This is a genomic window from uncultured Chitinophaga sp. (genome assembly GCF_937874145.1).
Taxonomy (GTDB): Bacteria; Bacteroidota; Bacteroidia; order Chitinophagales; family Chitinophagaceae; genus Chitinophaga.
This window is the reverse complement of record NZ_CALNBI010000147.1, coordinates 1-15788: the sequence shown is the minus strand read 5'-3', so window position 1 is coordinate 15788 and position 15788 is coordinate 1. Positions and strand designations below refer to the sequence as shown.

Below are 15788 nucleotides of genomic sequence, written 5' to 3'. Positions count from 1 at the left end.
CTGTCTGCATTGTGGGAAACGCAGTAAAGATGATCTGAACTCCCGCAATGTTTTTTATTTACCGGCTTTTCGCCGCTGGCCGGGCCGCCGTTGTGTCACTCCCTTCATCGCCTTGGCAAATCCCATCCGGATATATGTTTTAACATGTAATTATATTTGCGATATAATTTGGTTTATAAAATAAACTGAATTAGTTTTGTTCCATCATTCTGACCTAACCGTATATGTACAAGCTATTCCTACCCCTGATTATTTTCTTGTTCCCCGTGGCGCTGCAGGCGCAAACGGTGGTCACCGGCAAAGTAACCGATGCCCGGAAAAAGCCCCTGGCCGGCGTGAACATCTCGCTGGTGGGGTCTTACGACGGCGCTACCTCCGCCAAAGACGGCAGCTTCACCTTTACCACCATGGAAAAAGGGGAACGACTGATCACGGCTTCGCTGACGGGCTTCGGTTCCATCGAAGTGAAAACGGACCTCTCTTCTAACGCCGCCCTCATCCTCATCCTGAAAGAAACCGTGAACGAACTGAAAATGGTGACCATCTCCGCGGGCAGCTTCGAAGCCAGCGACGAAAAGAAGAACACCGTCCTCAAACCCCTCGATATCGTTACCACCGCCGGCGCCAACGCCGACATCGTGAGCGCGCTCAAAACCCTGCCCGGTGCGCAGCAGGTAGGAGAGAAGGAAGGGCTCTTCGTGCGAGGGGGCACCGGCGCCGAAACACAAACCTTCATCGACGGGATGCTCGTCCGCAACCCCTTCTCCTCCGGCATGCCCGACTTCGCCGCGCGCGGCCGCTTCTCACCATTCCTCTTCAAAGGCACCACCTTCAGCAGCGGCGGATACTCCGCCCAATACGGCCAGGGCCTCAGCTCCGCGCTCGTCCTGGAATCGGTGGACTTGCCCGAGCGCTCGTCGTACACCCTGGGCATAGGGTCCGTGGGGCCGGCCGTGGGCGTCGATAAATTATCAAAAGACAAAAAGAAAGGCTACGGCATCGAGTTGGATTACGTCAACTTATGGCCGTATTTCAGAATAGTTAAGCAGAAACAAGACCCTGTTGTTGCGCCGGAATTCCTCAACGGATCGGCGAACTACCGCATCAAAACTTCCCGCACGGGTATGCTGAAATTCTTCGTGATGGGCAGCCGCGGCCGCTTCGGCTTCCGCGGCGAAAGCCTCGATTATCCCGGGTACGACGAAGAATTCCGCCTCACGAACCATTATCTCTACACCAACGTTTCGTGGCGCGAAAGCCTGGGCAAAGGCTGGAAACTCCAGCTGGGCACATCTTACAGCACCAACCGCGACCGCATCAACATGGACACCATCGGCAAGCTGCCTGAGCCCACCCGCATCCGGACGCGGCAGGACCTCACGCAATTCCGGGCCGTGCTGTCGAAAAACATGGGTAAGTTTTCGGTGCTCCGCCTCGGCAGCGAATATCAGTACGCCACGGAAGCTTCGCGCTTCAACCAGTTCGATGGCGAGTTCGTGGATAGCTACACCGCGTCTTTCGCGGAAGCGGATGTGTACTTCACGCCGCGGTTCGTGGGCCGGCTGGGCGCGCGGTACGAGTATTCCTCGCTGCTGCGGTCCCCCAACATCGCGCCGCGCGCTTCCATTGCGTATAAAGTGGACGCCAAAAGCCAGGTGGCACTCGCATATGGTGAATTCTACCAGAAACCGGAACAGCAATACCTGCGATTCGGTCAAAACCTCGGCTACATGCGTGCCACGCATTACATAGCCAGCTACCAGCATATTTCGCAGTTCCGCGTTTTCAGGACGGAAATATTCTATAAACAATATCACGATCTCATCAAGACGGTTCCCGATTATAACAATAACGGTAAGGGCTATGCGAAAGGAGCGGAACTTTTCTGGCGCGACAAGAAGCTGATTAAAAACGCCGATTACTGGATTTCCTATTCCTGGCTGGACACCAAGCGCGACCACCTGAATTTCCCGTACGAAGTGCGCCCCGATTTTGCGGCGGAACACACCGCCACGCTCGTTTACAAGCACTTTATTCCCGCCTGGCAACTAAACCTGGGCGCCACCTATTCGTTCGCCACCGGCCGGCCGTACTTCAACCCGAACCGTCCGCCAAACGAGTTCATGGCCGACCGCACGCGCAACCTCAATACGCTCAGCCTTAACATCAACTACCTGACCACCGTGGGCAAAGCGTTCACCGTGTTCGTGCTTACGCTTACCAATGCTATCGGCAACGAGCAGCAATACGGCTTCCGTTATTCGGCCGACAAGCTCCGCCGCCGCGTGGTGGAGCCCATGGCGCCGAGATTCGTGTACGTCGGCATGTTCATGAGTTTTGGCATGGACCGCCGCCAGGAAATGATCGACCGTCAATAATAGTGCATCATCAACCCTTTAATCCGACAATATGAAATCTATCATCACTTACTTCCTGCTTTTAGCCGTGCTGGCGGCCCACGGGCAAGACCGCTACGAAGCCGCCATGCAGCAACAGGTGCGCTTGCTGGATAGTGCAGGCACCTTCAACCCCGCGTCCCTCAAAGCCCTGGGCAACACTTTCGAGCGCATCGCCGAAGCGGAGAAAACGCAGTGGCTTCCTTATTACTACGCCGCCTACTGCCTGGTGAACGAGGCATTTATGACGGAGGACAAAACGAAAGTCGACCCTATCGCCGATAAAGCCTCGCTCATGGCGGAGAAAGCTGTAGCCCTGAAAGGTGAGGATTCCGAACTGTCATGCCTGCTGTCGCTTATTGCCGTTTCCCGCATCGCGGTAGACCCCATGACCCGTGGCGCCAAATACGGCGCCGAATCCGCGGAACTGCTGGATAAAGCGAAGCAGCAAAATCCCGGGAATCCCCGCGTGTATTTACTGGCCGGCCAAAACCTCATGTTTACGCCCGAAGCTTTCGGCGGCAGCAAAACCAAAGGGAAAGAACTGTTGAACGTGGCTTTGCAAAAGTTCTCCGCCTTCAAACCGGAAAGCAGCATTTCGCCGCGCTGGGGAGAAGCCTATACGAAAGAACTCCTGAAAATGCCGTGATTTTTATATTTTACGGGCGGAACGCATATTCCGCCCGTAATTATTTTTTGTAATCCAAACAATCGTGATCGTGTTTAAAGAGCTGGACCCGGTTTTACATTCGCAATTGCGGCTGGCAGTAATGTCGGTGTTGATGCGCGAGAAAGAAGCGGAATTTACCGCCTTGAAAGAGATGACCAACGCTACGGCGGGCAACCTCAGCGTGCAGATCAACAAGCTGAAGGAAGCGGAATACATCGAGGTCACGAAGCAGTTCAAAGATAATTACCCCCAAACCATCTGCCGCATCACGGGAAAAGGTTCCGCGGCATTCCAGAACTACGTCAAATCCATCCAGACTTACTTCCACACCGGCCGCAAATCCTGACCGGTATTCGTTTTGCAACTGACGGGCCGGTGCAGCGCCGCGTGTTATCTTTAACGTCCGCCCGGGGCGGTTTTGATAACCCTTAAAGGACACGCGATGGAACTGCTGGATCACAAACTGAAAGTGGCGCCCACTGCAGCACTCGTATTGCTGCAATCCCGGTCATTGTACGACTCCGGCCTTGCCGGCAGGTTTTACGGCCTGATAGATTTCGGCGACGTACAGGAGCTTGCCTCCGGAATTCAGGGCGCCTGGCCGCATTTCACGACGGTGGTGTTGTACCGCAAGCGATTTATCCGCCATTTGCTGGAAACGCACCTGCAAGACGGCAGGCCCGTGCAGGTAGTTGTGCTTGGCGCCGGGCTCGACCCGGTATCGCTCTGGTTGCTGGAACATCACCGCGCGGCCATCAGTGAGATTTTTGAGGTGGATGCGGTGCATATGCCCGCCAAGTCCTCGCTGTACGCCCGGCTGCTGCCGGGGGAACCGGCCCTGCATTTTATTCAGGCGGATATAACGGATACCCTGCATCTGCTGGAAAAGCTCCGGGATGCGGGGTATTCCACCGAACATCCCGCTATCGTCCTTTTCGAGGGCGTCATCCACTATATCCCGGACGAACTGTTCCTCAATACAATGCAGCTTTTCCGGACGCCGAACAAGACCAACGTGGTGTTCATGGATTACATGTTGCCACCGCATAAAGTGCCCGCCGCCGGGAGGCCCATGCTGCTGGAGCTGAAGGCGCGCATCGAGCAATTTATCGGGGGAATTACTTACCAGTACGAACGCCGGGAAATTTTCCGCATGGTGGAGCTGCTGCACGGCGATGTGGCCGGGGTGGACTCGCTGCAGGACATAGAATTCAAACTGAACGGCCGCAATGAGCTGTTCTACGAAGAAGGGGAAGGTTTTATGGAGATGACCGCCTTTTACCTCTGAGTCTTACACGGCGCCTCTTTCGGACGCGATTTCCGTTTTCTTCAGGGGATTGCGGGTGTTTTCCGCGTATTCTCTCCGCTGCGCGATGATATCGAGGCAGGAGAAAACGGCTTGCCGGAAGGAGGCTTCGTCGGCCACGTTTTTACCTGCGATATCGAAGGCGGTGCCGTGGTCGGGCGAGGTGCGCACGATGGGGAGGCCGGCGGTGTAATTGATGCCTTCGCCGCTGGCGAGGGATTTGAAGGGGATGAGGCCCTGATCGTGGTACATGGCCAGTACGCCGTCGAATTTCGTGTACATTTCGCGGGCAAAGAAGGCATCGGCGCTGTAGGGGCCGAAGGTGAGGGTGCCGCGTTGTTTGGCTTCGCGGATGGCCGGAGCGATCTGCTGGATTTCCTCGTTGCCGATCAGCCCTTCGTCGCCGGCGTGCGGGTTGAGGCCCAGCACGGCGATGCGCGGATTGTCGATCCCGAAATCGCGCACGAGGCTTTCTTTCATCATGGCGATCTTGGAGAGGATATTTTCTTTCGTCACATATTTAGCCACTTCCGACACGGGCACATGCTCGGTGAGCAGGCCGATGCGCATATTGTCCGCCGTCATGAACATGAGCACGTCTTTGCTGTTGAAGGCGTTGCGGAGGTAAGGCGTGTGGCCGGTAAAGTCGAAATCCTTCGACTGGATGTTCTTTTTGTGGATCGGAGCGGTTACAAGTCCTTCGATATCGCGTGCTTTCAGGCTTTCCACGGCTACGGCGAGGGAGCGGGCGGCGTATTTTCCGCCGGTTTCGTTCAGGACGCCGGGCGTGATCAGCACTTCTTCCTCCCAGCAGTTGAAAACGCTTACCTGTTTGGGGTTCAGCTTGCTGAAGTCCTTGATGCTCTGATAGTTGAAGTTGTTCTCGTTGAGCAGTTTCCGGTAGAAATTGATCGCTTTGTTGGAAGCGAACACCACAGGGGTGCACAATTCCAGCATCCGGTTGTCGGTGAAAGTTTTGATGATGATCTCCAGGCCGATGCTGTTCAGGTCTCCCGCGGAGATCCCGATCACGGGGCGATGCGTATGTGCGTTAACTGAGCTCATGAGTAATCCGAAATAGGCAACAAATATACGTGTTATAGTTGAGAGATAGGCCCCCGGGGGCAAACTGCCGGGGATTCCTTAATTTTGCGGCTTATTCTGTTCCATGTATACGCTAAAGAAGTCATTAGGCCAACATTTCCTCAAAGATGAGAACATGTGCCGCCAGATCGTGGAGGCATTGCCCGTTACCCCGGGCATGCAGCTGCTGGAAGTGGGCCCCGGCGCCGGGGCCATCACCAAATACCTGCTGGAAATCCCGGACGTGACCTTCAAAGCCGTGGAGCTCGATACGGAGAAAGTACAGTACCTCGAAAAGACGTACCCCGCCATCCAGGGCAAGCTCATCAACGAAAGCTTCCTGGAAATGCAGGCGCCTTTCGCCGGGCCTTTCGCCATCATTGGCAATTTTCCCTACAACATTTCCACCCAGATCATGTTCCGCGTGCTGGAATGGAAGGAGCAGGTGCCCCTCGTGGTAGGCATGTTCCAGAAAGAAGTGGCGCAACGCATCGCGGCAGGGCACGGCAACAAGGATTACGGCATCCTCAGTGTGCTACTCCAGGCCGAATACCGGATCGAATATCTTTTCGATGTGCATGAAAACTGCTTCAACCCGCCGCCCAAAGTGAAATCCGGCGTCATCCGCTGCACACGGCTCGAAAAACCGTATGAAGTGAAGGACTGGAAAAAATTCACCCTGCTGGTGAAAACCGCTTTCGGGCAGCGCCGCAAGCAATTGCGCAACCCGCTGAAAGGACTGTTCAAAAAAGAATTCTTACAGGAACCCATATTTACGAAACGCGCGGAAGAGCTCACGGTAGCTGATTTCGTAGCCCTCACCGAACAAATGTTATGAGCAAGCAAGTCATCATCACGGCCAAAGTACACGAATATCTGATCAACGAATTACAGGCGAAAGGGTTTGCGGTGGACTACCGTCCTTCCATCACCTACGACGAGCTGATGGCCGCTATTCACGGGGCTTCCGGGCTCATTGTGACTACGCGCATCAAGGTCGACAAGGCGATGCTGGACCGGGCTTCGCAATTGGAATGGATCGGGCGCCTCGGATCGGGGATGGAACTGATCGATACGGCGTATGCCGCGCAGAAAGGCATCCGGCTGGCCAGCAGCCCCGAAGGTAACCGCGATACCGTGGGCGAGCAGGCGGTGGGCATGCTGGTGATGCTGATGCACAACCTGCTGAAGAGCAGCCTGGAGCTGCGCCAGGGCATCTGGGAGCGCGACGGCAACCGGGCCTGGGAGCTGGGCGGGCGCACCGTGGGCATTATCGGATTCGGGCATACCGGAGGCGCGTTTGCACAAAGGCTCCGCGGGTTCGGCGTGAAAATCCTCGCTTACGATAAATATAAAACCGGGTTCAGCGACGAATTCGTGCAGGAAGCTACGCTGGAAGACCTGTACCGCGAGGCGGACATCGTGAGCCTGCACCTGCCGCTGACCGAGGAAACGCGGCACCTGGGGAACATGTCATTCTTTCAATCATTCCACAAACCGGTATACCTGCTGAACACTTCACGCGGCAAGGTGGTGAAAACGGCCGACGTGGTGCAGGCGCTGGAAAACGGTGCGCTGGCAGGCGCCGCGCTCGACGTGCTGGAAAACGAGAAGCTGGAAACATTCAATGAAACCGAGAAAGCGGAGTTCCAATATCTCCTGGCGCATCCCCGCGCCGTGATAACCCCGCACATCGCGGGTTACAGCCACGAGGCGAGCATCAAAATGGCGAAGGTTACGCTGGAAAAACTCGGCTTGTAGCATAGGAGAAAGCCTCCATATTATGCATTTTAATATTTGAATGCGGGGGAGGATCGGAATGAAAAAAAGTTATATTTGCAATACTGATACTGGATTGACGTCTTTGCGCAAGCGAGGACGTTAATTTTTTTTTCTGTCCCATAAAAACATTCAGGTATGTCTGGCGTAAATTACGTTACCAAGGAGACCCTTGAACAAATGCGGGATGAGCTTACGCAACTCAAGACCAAAGGAAGGGCTGAGATTGCGCGGGCGATTTCCGAAGCGCGTGAGAAAGGAGATTTGAAAGAGAACGCCGAATATGATGCGGCGAAGGAAGCGCAGGGCCTTCATGAAGCCAAAATCGCCGTGCTGGAAAACGCCATCGCCACAGCGCGTGTGGTGGAAGCCGATTCGATCGATACTTCCAAAGTATCGATTCTCTGTAAAGTGACCATCACCAATCTGGCCAATAAGAAAACGACCACCTATCAGCTGGTATCCGAAAAGGAAGCCGATCTGAAGCTGGGCAAGATCTCCGTTACTTCTCCCATCGGCAAGGGCCTGTTGGGCAAGAAGGTAGGCGACGAGGCCGATGTGGTGGCTCCCAACGGCAAGATCCGTTTCAAGATCGATCATATCACCGTGTAAAAGCGGCGGCAATGTATACGGAGGCCCCCGCGCAAGGGGGCCTTTTTTTATGCCAAAAATTGTAGTTTTATACCGAGCTAAAGCATACCCGTCCCATGACTATCTTCTCAAAAATCATCAAAGGAGAAATCCCGAGCTACAAGATCGCGGAGAACGACCGGTTCTTCGCTTTCCTCGACATCTTCCCCATGATGGAGGGGCACACCCTCATCATTCCCAAAACGGAAACCGATAAATTCTTTGATGTGGATGATGCATACCTAGCGGAATGGCTGCTTTTCGCGCGCCCCATCGCGAAGGCGATTGAAGCCGTGATGCCCTGCAACCGCGTTGGGATCAGCGTAATGGGGCTGGAAGTGCCGCATGCGCACATGCACCTGGTACCGATCAACTCGGCAGACGATCTCAACTTCACCCGCCCCAAGCTGAAACTGCAGCCTGAGGAATTCAAGGCGATCCAGGAAAAAATCATTGCGGAACTGGAGCGTAACGCCTAAAGCGTAGGTACGTAAAACTTAAACCCGATGCCGTGAAGCGTTTCCAGCTTCACGTCCTTATCGTCGACGAAGTGCTTGCGGATTTTGGTGATGAAAACATCCATGCTGCGGCCCAGGAAATAGTCGTCTTTCCCCCACACATGATACAGGATCTCTTCCCGCTTGAGGGTCTTGTTGGCATTCTCACAGAAAAATTTCAGTAAGTCGGCCTCTTTCTGGGTAAGGGTCGCTTTCAGTTTGCCGGCGCTGTCCATCAGTTTCAGTTCGCCGTAATCGAAGGTGATTTTGCCAACGGTATAGGTGGTGCGCTTATCCGCATTCAGCGGGCGCGTGCGTTTGAGGAACACTTCGATGCGCAGCAGGAGCTCCTGCATGGAAAAGGGCTTGGTAACGTAGTCGTCCGCTCCGTGCTTGAAACCGCTGATCTTGTCTTCGTCCTGCGACTTGGAAGTGAGGAACAGGATAGGGATCAGGTCGTTTTTCTGACGGATCTGCCGGGCCAGTTCGAAGCCATTTTTCTTTGGCATCACCACATCGAGCAGACATATATCGTACAGGCTTTTTTGAAACGTTTTCCAGGCTATTTCTCCATCGGAGCAGTGCGTCACTTCGTATCCGGATTCTTCCAAACGTTTTTTGGTAATAGCACCCAGGTTATAATCATCCTCTACTAGTAAAATTCTAGCCTTCGTATCCATCTACGAAAAAAATTAGGGGTGAGGTATTAAATTTCATTAGTAACACTTGTTTGTGCCCCGCGGTACTATTTCAGGGCACTTTAGCCTTATTTCAGTTCAAAATAAGGACAATTTCTCAATTAACAAACATCGGCCGGCCGGATTATGTTCAAAACCCGGCTACGGGCGAGCGAGCCTTTCGGGATGCTGCTGCAGGAATTTGTCCCACCCTTTTGATTTACCGGTGGTTACAAGCGGGCTGCTGTCCTGGAAATGATGGCAGACTGCCACCGCCAGGGCATCGGTAGCATCGAGGTATTCGGGCACTTCCGTGAATTTGAGGATGCGCTGGAGCATCTGCCATACCTGTTCTTTATTGGCGTTGCCGTTGCCGGTGATCGATTGCTTCACTTTCTTGGGCGAATATTCCGCCACCGTAAGCCCCGCCTGCATGGCCGTGGCGATCGCCACCCCCTGGGCCCGGCCCAGTTTGAGCATCGACTGCACGTTTTTACCGAAGAAAGGCGCCTCGATGGCGCAACAAACAGGTTTGTGTTCCAGGATGATCTTGTTCATCCGGTCGTGGATCGCCTGCAATCTTTCGTAGTGGTCTTTTTTCGGGTTGAGCTTGAGCACATCCATTTTGATGATCTCCACTTGCTGGCCTTTCACGGCGATGAGGCCGTAGCCCATGATAATGGTTCCGGGGTCGATCCCGAGAATTATTTTTGTATTGTTTGCCAAGCGGAGCCTATTTTTGCCAAAATTCGAAGAAGTCTGAACAAAAGTACCAAAATAATCCTCAATTACGTCCTCGGCGGCGCCCTGTTCACCTGGTTAACCTTTGCGATCGTCCGGCAGATCCGGCACCAGGAAAACCTTCCGGCGGCCTGGGCGCATATCCGGGAGATGATAGCCGACAGGGGATGGGTGCTTTTGCTGATGGTGATGCTGATGATGCTGGTGAACTGGGGCATCGAGGCGCGGAAATGGCAGATCCTGGTGCGCCCCCTCGAGCAGGTGCCCTTCCGAAGGGCCTTCGGGGCCATCCTCACAGGGGTTTCGGTTTCGGTGAGCACACCCAACCGCATCGGCGAATACGGCGGCCGGATGCTGTACCTCAGCAACGCCAGCAAACTCAAATCCATCGCCGCCACCATCGTCGGCAGCTTTTCCCAGATCATCGCCACACTGCTCTTCGGCCTCGCGGGAGGCCTTTTCTATGTCAGCCGCTTCGACGTTACCGGCCAGCTTTCCTCCGCCCCGGGTTTTAGGGAAAAATTAACGCTTGGTTTACTCATTCTGGTTTGCGCCACCGTTTTATTCCTTTATTTTCGGCTGAGGATCATTATTTCGCTGGTCGACCGGGTGAAGTGGCTGCGCAAGGTGAAGGTGTTCATCATGGTGATCGTCCGGTATTCGCCGGCGGAATTACGGACCCTGCTGTACCTGAGCGCCATCCGGTATATCGTGTTTACGGCACAGTATTTGATTTTATTATATGCGTTGGGTGTTGCATTTGTGTGGTGGGAAGGGTTTTTCATGATCAGTGTAATATACCTCGTCATGGCAGTGATCCCCACCGTGGCCATCGCAGAGATCGGCCTCCGGGGTAGCGTCAGCCTCCACTTCCTGGGCCTCCTCAGCGCCAACGCCGCAGGCATCCTGGCCGCCACCGTGGCCATATGGCTGATCAACCTGGTGCTGCCCGCCGCCATCGGCTCCGTGCTGCTCCTCGGCGTGAAGATTTTCAGAGATAAATAGCGATCGTTCGATGAAGTATGTTTTACTGTTGCTTTGCGGCCTGTTGTTGTACCCCGCCTCCCCCAGGGCGCAGGATAACTTCTGCGGTATCGTCAATACCAGCTTCAAAGCTGGCGAATCCCTCACGATGAAAGTATTCTACAACCTCGGCAGCATGTTCGTCGGCGCCGGGGAAGCCACTTTCAATACCACCCTCGTTAAATACAACGGTAAAGACGCCTACCACGTTGTGGGCGACGGCAAAACCTATCGCTCCTACGACTGGTTCTTCAAAGTCCGCGACCGCTACGAAAGCTATATCGACACCGCCACCCTGCTCCCCATCCGCTTCATCCGCAACATCAACGAAGGCGGCTACAAAAAATACAACAACGTCGGCTTCAACCGCGACAACAACACCGCCACCAGCACCAACGGCACCTTCAAAGTGCCCGCCTGCATACAGGACGTGATCTCGTCGATCTACTACGCCCGCAACATCGACTTCAATAAATACAAACCGGGCGACAAGATCCCGTTCTCCATGTTCCTCGACGATGAAGTATTCGACATCTATATCCGGTACATCGGCAAAGAACAAGTGGAAACCCGCTACGGCACCTTCCGCGCCATCAAATTCAAACCCCTCCTCATCAAAGGCACCATCTTCGAAGGCGGGGAAAAAATGACCGTGTGGGTAAGCGATGATGCGAATAAAATTCCCCTGCGGGTCGATAGCCCCATTTCAGTTGGCAGCATTAAAGTAGACATGATCAGCTTCTCCAACCTCCGCTGGGCGCTCTCCTCCCTGGTAAAGAAACGTTAAAGCCGAACCGGAATCGCCTTTATCTGTTATATTTGTTTCAGACACAATCAATTTTACATATGGAAGAACGCAAACCCAAGATCCTGCTGGCCGAAGACGATACCAACCTCGGGATGGTATTAAAAAACTACCTGGAACTCAACGACTACGACGTCGAGCTCTGCCGGGACGGTATCCTCGCGCTCGCAGCCTTCCGTCGGGACAAGTTCGACATCTGCCTGCTCGACATCATGATGCCCAATATGGACGGGTTCAAGCTGGCGGAAGAAATCCGGGACGTGGATCCGGATATCCCCCTGTTTTTCCTCTCCGCCAAAACCATGAAGGAAGATATCATCCAGGGTTATAAGCTGGGCGCCGACGACTACATCTCCAAGCCTTTCGACTCCGAACTGCTGCTGCTGAAAATCAAAGCGATCCTGAAACGTAACCAGGAACTGAATAATAAGGAAGAAGAACAGTTCGAGTTCAAAATCGGGCAATACCAGTTCAACTCCCGCCTGCGCACCCTCACCAAAGGCGCGGACTCGCATACGCTGTCGCCCAAGGAAAACGAGCTGCTGCACATGCTTTGCGAGCACAAAAACGACCTGCTCCCCCGCGAAGTGGCCCTCAAAAAAATCTGGGGCAGCGACACCTACTTCAACGGTCGTAGCATGGACGTGTACATCGCCAAACTCCGGAAATACCTGAAAGACGATTCCAACATCGAAATCGTGAACATCCATGGCAACGGCTTCCGCCTCGTGGTGAAAGATTAATGCCAGTATATATAATGAAGAAGGCCGGTTGATCGTTTCAACCGGCCTTTTGTATTTGATAATCAGTTATTTAAGGGAAGAGCAAGTTGGAACCCCGGCTGTTGGGGTTCCGGCCGAGATGGGTATATGCCTTCTCGGTGACCTCGCGGCCGCGGGGCGTACGTTTGATAAAACCTTCCTGTATGAGGAAAGGCTCGTAGACTTCTTCAAGCGTTCCCGGTTCTTCGCCAACGGCCGTTGCGATGGTTGTGATGCCAACCGGGCCGCCTTTGAAGTTGTCTATGATGGTGGAAAGGATGCGGTTATCCATTTCATCGAGGCCATATTCGTCGACGCTGAGGGCTTTGAGGCTGAATTGCGCGATGCCGAGATCGATGGTGCCGTTGCCCATCACCTGCGCAAAGTCCCGCACGCGGCGGAGCAATCCGTTCGCGATACGCGGTGTGCCGCGGCTGCGGCGGGCGATTTCCATGGCGGCATCGGAAGTTATTTTGGTGCCGAGGAGGCCGGCGGCGCGCCAGAGAATGCGCTGTAATACTTCAGCCGTATAATATTCGAGGCGGCTTTTGATGCCGAAGCGGCTGAGCAGCGGGGCGGTGAGAAGGCCCGAGCGCGTGGTGGCGCCCACCAGCGTGAAAGGGTGCAGGTTGATCTGGACCGACCGCGCATTGGGGCCCGAGTCGATCATGATATCGATCCGGTAGTCCTCCATGGCGGAGTAGAGATATTCTTCCACAACGGTGCTGAGGCGGTGGATTTCGTCCACAAACAGTACGTCGCGCTCTTCGAGGTTGGTGAGCAGGCCGGCGAGGTCGCCGGGCTTTTCGATCACCGGGCCCGACGTTTCCCGGATATTCACGCCGAGCTCGTTGGCCACGATGCGGGAAAGGGTCGTTTTCCCCAGGCCCGGAGGACCATGGAAAAGTATATGATCGAGCGCTTCGTCGCGCATCTTCGCCGCTTTGATGAACACTTTCAGATTTTCGATGATCTGGTCCTGCCCCGAAAAATCCATGATCTCCCGCGGCCGGATGCTGTTCTCGAATTCCTTCTCGGCAGCGCTCATCCTTTGTTCATCTGGTCTTAGGTTTGGATTGGACATGTGTGTTTGTTGCCTTTCAGCGTCAAAAATAATGAGAAATTGGCGAGGATATGAATATCGTTTATTTTTAGGCAAATCTTTCATCTGCCTATGTCCAGAAAAATTATGTTAGCCATGCTGTTGCTTTCCGCCAGCCTGGGTGCTTCGGCGCAGCAGACCGACGTCAACGAGGTCCGCCGCATTATTTCCACGCTCGCCGCCGACAGCATGATGGGCCGCGGAACCTTCACGCCCGGCATCGAGAAGGCGTCCCTTTTCATTGAATCCGAATTTGAAAAGGCCGGCCTGGAGAAACTGCCCGGCGCCGCCAGCTACCGCCAGCCTTTCGCCATGAAAAGCCGGACGATTTACCCGGCAGACTCGCTCAGCCTCGTGCCCGGCGCCAAAGCGCTCCACAACGTGGTGGGCCTGATCCGCGGCAGCAGCAAGCCCGATGAATACGTGATCTTCTCCGGCCACTACGATCATATCGGCGTCCTGAAACCCGTTGCGGGCGACAGTATCGCCAATGGCGCGGACGATGATGCTTCCGGCATCACGGCGGTGATCCTGCTGGCGCGCCACTTCAAACAGCATCCGCCGGAGCGCACGGTGATTTTCGCCTGTTTTACGGCCGAAGAGATCGGCGGTTTTGGTTCCCGGTATTTTTCACGGGAAGTAAATCCCGACCAGGTAGTGGCCATGTTCAACATCGAAATGATCGGGAAGGAATCCAAGTTTGGCCGCAACAGCGCGTTCATCACGGGTTTCGAGCGTTCGGATTTCGGTCCGATCCTGCAACGCAACCTGGAGGGCTCGGCGTTCCAATTCCACCCGGATCCCTATCCGGAGCAGCAGCTGTTTTACCGGTCCGACAATGCCATGCTGGCCAAGCTCGGCGTGCCCGCGCATACCATTTCCACCACGCAGATCGACAAGGATAAGCTGTACCACAGTGTAGACGATGAGATCGAATCGCTCGACATGCAGAATATCGCCGACATCATCAGCGCCATCGCGGTGAGCTCCGGCACGATCGTGAGCGGGAAGGACACGCCTACCCGTGTAACGAAAGAGTAGTAAATTTTACCTGTATAAAAGAAAAACGAGCCGCAAACCCGGCTCGTTTTTTTATGCGTAAAAAAAAGGGGCGGACCTGTGCAAGGCCCGCCCCTGTTGTATTTGAGCGTATTGTATTACAGCTGGAGTTTTGCGATCACGGCGAAGTGGTCGGAAGCGAAGAGGCCTTTCCAGGTTTGGGAAATGGTGGCGTGTTGCAGCACTTTCCAGGGGCCATTGAGGAAGATGTAATCGATGGGCTCGCTGCTGGTTTCGTGGGCGCGCCAGCCGTTGAAAGTGCCGGTGGGGCCGTAGTGCGGCGTCTGGCTGATGGCTTTGGCGTCGGTGAGGTGAAGCGGGTTTTGCGCGTCCACGATCACGCGGATGGGCTCGTCGCCGGGCGTGGCGTTGAAGTCGCCGGTTACCACGGCGGGCAGTTTGCCGGAGATGGCGGCTACTTTCTCGATAAGGAGTTTAGCGCTTTCGCGGCGGGCGATTTTGCCCATGTGGTCGAAGTGGGTATTGAAGTGGTAGAATATTTTGCCGGTGGTTCTGTCGCGGAATTTGCCGTAGGAGACGATGCGTTCGATGGCGGCGTCCCATCCTTTGGCGCCTGCTTTATCGGGTGTTTCGGAGAGCCAGAAGGTGTGGGATTCGAGGAGTTTGACGCGGGTGGTGTCGTAGAAGATGGCGGAGAATTCGCCTTTCTTGTCGCCGTCGGTGCGGCCTACGCCGAGGTATTTGTATTGCGGGAGTGCGTTGTTGAGGTCGAGCATTTGTTCCCAGAGGGCTTCCTGTACGCCGAGGAGTGCAGGGCGATGGTAAAGGATCTGGGAGGCGAGGCGGTCCTTGCGGTTGGGCCAGGCGTTGATGCTGTCTTTAGGTGTGTTCATGCGGATGTTGAACGTCATGACCTGGATGCTGCGGTCCTGCGCATGCGACTGTAACCAGGTGAAAGCGGCGAGGAATAGCGTCATAAATCTTTTCATGCAATCAAAATACTACACAATCTTCGTTTTTCGGAGATATTGTCGTTAACTCTGAGATATCCTCACCCTTTTTTCCTCGCCATGACCATCTTTCCCCCTAGTTTTGGGATCAGAACATTTTACCATTCACATCCGGTATTGCTGAATTCCGTTTTATGAAGACGATGCGCATAGTACACGAGGGGCCGGTGGGGAGCCGCGTACGGGCTGCCGGGTTATTGTTCCAGGATAGGGGAGGGAATTGGCATGCGTATGTGCCGGCGTTGGGTTTGTTGGGATATGGAAAATCGCGGCAGGCGGCGTACCGCT

The 15788-nt window shown here is 54.6% G+C and carries 17 protein-coding genes; 12 read left to right on the top strand and 5 right to left on the bottom strand.

The window, feature by feature from the left end:
* Window positions 1-224 precede the first annotated feature (224 nt).
* The 4 genes from Q0510_RS06980 to Q0510_RS06965 all read left to right on the top strand — a co-directional run bounded on the left by Q0510_RS06980 (window position 225) and on the right by Q0510_RS06965 (window position 4354).
* A complete protein-coding gene (locus Q0510_RS06980; RefSeq protein WP_298709508.1) occupies window positions 225-2378 on the top strand; it encodes a carboxypeptidase-like regulatory domain-containing protein in 2154 nt (717 codons plus the stop codon).
* A gap of 31 nt (window positions 2379-2409) precedes the next feature.
* On the top strand, window positions 2410-3045 hold the full coding sequence (locus Q0510_RS06975; RefSeq protein WP_298709506.1) for a hypothetical protein: 636 nt from the start codon (window positions 2410-2412) through the stop codon (window positions 3043-3045).
* A gap of 64 nt (window positions 3046-3109) precedes the next feature.
* The gene (locus tag Q0510_RS06970) at window positions 3110-3412 is read left to right on the top strand and encodes a transcriptional regulator (RefSeq protein ID WP_298709505.1); all 303 of its coding nucleotides are present in this window, start codon (window positions 3110-3112) and stop codon (window positions 3410-3412) included.
* A gap of 96 nt (window positions 3413-3508) precedes the next feature.
* Window positions 3509-4354: a class I SAM-dependent methyltransferase gene (locus tag Q0510_RS06965; protein ID WP_298709504.1), complete on the top strand. Its 846-nt coding sequence runs from the start codon at window positions 3509-3511 to the stop codon at window positions 4352-4354.
* A 3-nt stretch (window positions 4355-4357) separates the two neighbouring features.
* Here the strand turns inward: Q0510_RS06965 and pdxA are convergent, their stop codons facing one another.
* On the bottom strand, window positions 4358-5437 hold the full coding sequence (gene pdxA, locus Q0510_RS06960) for a 4-hydroxythreonine-4-phosphate dehydrogenase PdxA (protein ID WP_298709502.1): 1080 nt from the start codon (window positions 5435-5437) through the stop codon (window positions 4358-4360).
* A gap of 103 nt (window positions 5438-5540) precedes the next feature.
* On the opposite strand from pdxA, the gene rsmA reads away from it, so the two are divergent.
* From rsmA to Q0510_RS06940, 4 genes are all read left to right on the top strand, one after another.
* A complete protein-coding gene (gene rsmA, locus Q0510_RS06955; RefSeq protein ID WP_298709500.1) occupies window positions 5541-6293 on the top strand; it encodes a 16S rRNA (adenine(1518)-N(6)/adenine(1519)-N(6))-dimethyltransferase RsmA in 753 nt (250 codons plus the stop codon).
* Window positions 6290-7216 (top strand): NAD(P)-dependent oxidoreductase, encoded by a 927-nt coding sequence (locus Q0510_RS06950; protein WP_298709498.1) that lies wholly within the window; start codon window positions 6290-6292, stop codon window positions 7214-7216. Before rsmA ends, Q0510_RS06950 begins: the two co-directional genes overlap by 4 nt.
* Before the next feature lie 156 nt (window positions 7217-7372).
* The gene (gene greA, locus Q0510_RS06945) at window positions 7373-7846 is read left to right on the top strand and encodes a transcription elongation factor GreA (protein WP_298709496.1); all 474 of its coding nucleotides are present in this window, start codon (window positions 7373-7375) and stop codon (window positions 7844-7846) included.
* Between the two features lie 95 nt (window positions 7847-7941).
* On the top strand, window positions 7942-8343 hold the full coding sequence (locus Q0510_RS06940; protein WP_298709494.1) for an HIT family protein: 402 nt from the start codon (window positions 7942-7944) through the stop codon (window positions 8341-8343).
* Here the strand turns inward: Q0510_RS06940 and Q0510_RS06935 are convergent.
* Window positions 8340-9041, bottom strand: coding sequence for a response regulator transcription factor (locus Q0510_RS06935; protein WP_298709492.1), 702 nt, complete (start codon window positions 9039-9041; stop codon window positions 8340-8342). The genes Q0510_RS06940 and Q0510_RS06935 overlap by 4 nt on opposite strands.
* Before the next feature lie 159 nt (window positions 9042-9200).
* Window positions 9201-9764, bottom strand: coding sequence for a crossover junction endodeoxyribonuclease RuvC (ruvC, locus tag Q0510_RS06930; protein ID WP_298709490.1), 564 nt, complete (start codon window positions 9762-9764; stop codon window positions 9201-9203).
* On the opposite strand from ruvC, the gene Q0510_RS06925 reads away from it, so the two are divergent.
* From Q0510_RS06925 to Q0510_RS06915, 3 genes are read left to right on the top strand one after another with little or no spacing between them, the layout of a single operon-like run.
* On the top strand, window positions 9678-10784 hold the full coding sequence (locus Q0510_RS06925) for a lysylphosphatidylglycerol synthase transmembrane domain-containing protein (protein WP_298709488.1): 1107 nt from the start codon (window positions 9678-9680) through the stop codon (window positions 10782-10784). The two genes, ruvC and Q0510_RS06925, sit on opposite strands and share 87 nt — an antisense overlap.
* A 10-nt stretch (window positions 10785-10794) precedes the next feature.
* A complete protein-coding gene (locus Q0510_RS06920) occupies window positions 10795-11589 on the top strand; it encodes a DUF3108 domain-containing protein (RefSeq protein ID WP_298709486.1) in 795 nt (264 codons plus the stop codon).
* 59 nt (window positions 11590-11648) lie between these two features.
* A complete protein-coding gene (locus Q0510_RS06915; protein ID WP_298709484.1) occupies window positions 11649-12350 on the top strand; it encodes a response regulator transcription factor in 702 nt (233 codons plus the stop codon).
* 70 nt (window positions 12351-12420) lie between these two features.
* Here Q0510_RS06915 and ruvB read toward each other — a convergent pair whose 3' ends face one another.
* On the bottom strand, window positions 12421-13452 hold the full coding sequence (gene ruvB / locus Q0510_RS06910; protein ID WP_366940996.1) for a Holliday junction branch migration DNA helicase RuvB: 1032 nt from the start codon (window positions 13450-13452) through the stop codon (window positions 12421-12423).
* Between the two features lie 90 nt (window positions 13453-13542).
* Here ruvB and Q0510_RS06905 point away from each other — a divergent pair, with 90 nt between their 5' ends.
* Window positions 13543-14511 carry a M20/M25/M40 family metallo-hydrolase gene (locus Q0510_RS06905; RefSeq protein WP_298709479.1) on the top strand — a complete coding sequence of 323 codons (969 nt, stop codon included), beginning with the start codon at window positions 13543-13545 and terminating at the stop codon, window positions 14509-14511.
* 116 nt (window positions 14512-14627) lie between these two features.
* Here the strand turns inward: Q0510_RS06905 and Q0510_RS06900 are convergent, their stop codons facing one another.
* The gene (locus tag Q0510_RS06900; RefSeq protein ID WP_298709477.1) at window positions 14628-15479 is read right to left on the bottom strand and encodes an endonuclease/exonuclease/phosphatase family protein; all 852 of its coding nucleotides are present in this window, start codon (window positions 15477-15479) and stop codon (window positions 14628-14630) included.
* Between the last annotated feature and the right edge of the window lie 309 nt (window positions 15480-15788).

What these genes read in the sequence shown, in the direction of transcription:
- Q0510_RS06980 (WP_298709508.1), top strand. Translation starts at nt 225, where the DNA reads ATGTACAAGCTATTCCTACCCCTGATTATTTTCTTGTTCCCCGTGGCG.
- Q0510_RS06975 (WP_298709506.1), top strand. Translation starts at nt 2,410, where the DNA reads ATGAAATCTATCATCACTTACTTCCTGCTTTTAGCCGTGCTGGCGGCC.
- Q0510_RS06965 (WP_298709504.1), top strand. Translation starts at nt 3,509, where the DNA reads ATGGAACTGCTGGATCACAAACTGAAAGTGGCGCCCACTGCAGCACTC.
- pdxA (WP_298709502.1), bottom strand. Translation starts at nt 5,437, where the DNA reads ATGAGCTCAGTTAACGCACATACGCATCGCCCCGTGATCGGGATCTCC.
- rsmA (WP_298709500.1), top strand. Translation starts at nt 5,541, where the DNA reads ATGTATACGCTAAAGAAGTCATTAGGCCAACATTTCCTCAAAGATGAG.
- Q0510_RS06950 (WP_298709498.1), top strand. Translation starts at nt 6,290, where the DNA reads ATGAGCAAGCAAGTCATCATCACGGCCAAAGTACACGAATATCTGATC.
- greA (WP_298709496.1), top strand. Translation starts at nt 7,373, where the DNA reads ATGTCTGGCGTAAATTACGTTACCAAGGAGACCCTTGAACAAATGCGG.
- Q0510_RS06940 (WP_298709494.1), top strand. Translation starts at nt 7,942, where the DNA reads ATGACTATCTTCTCAAAAATCATCAAAGGAGAAATCCCGAGCTACAAG.
- Q0510_RS06935 (WP_298709492.1), bottom strand. Translation starts at nt 9,041, where the DNA reads ATGGATACGAAGGCTAGAATTTTACTAGTAGAGGATGATTATAACCTG.
- Q0510_RS06920 (WP_298709486.1), top strand. Translation starts at nt 10,795, where the DNA reads ATGAAGTATGTTTTACTGTTGCTTTGCGGCCTGTTGTTGTACCCCGCC.
- Q0510_RS06915 (WP_298709484.1), top strand. Translation starts at nt 11,649, where the DNA reads ATGGAAGAACGCAAACCCAAGATCCTGCTGGCCGAAGACGATACCAAC.
- ruvB (WP_366940996.1), bottom strand. Translation starts at nt 13,452, where the DNA reads ATGTCCAATCCAAACCTAAGACCAGATGAACAAAGGATGAGCGCTGCC.
- Q0510_RS06905 (WP_298709479.1), top strand. Translation starts at nt 13,543, where the DNA reads ATGTCCAGAAAAATTATGTTAGCCATGCTGTTGCTTTCCGCCAGCCTG.
- Q0510_RS06900 (WP_298709477.1), bottom strand. Translation starts at nt 15,479, where the DNA reads ATGAAAAGATTTATGACGCTATTCCTCGCCGCTTTCACCTGGTTACAG.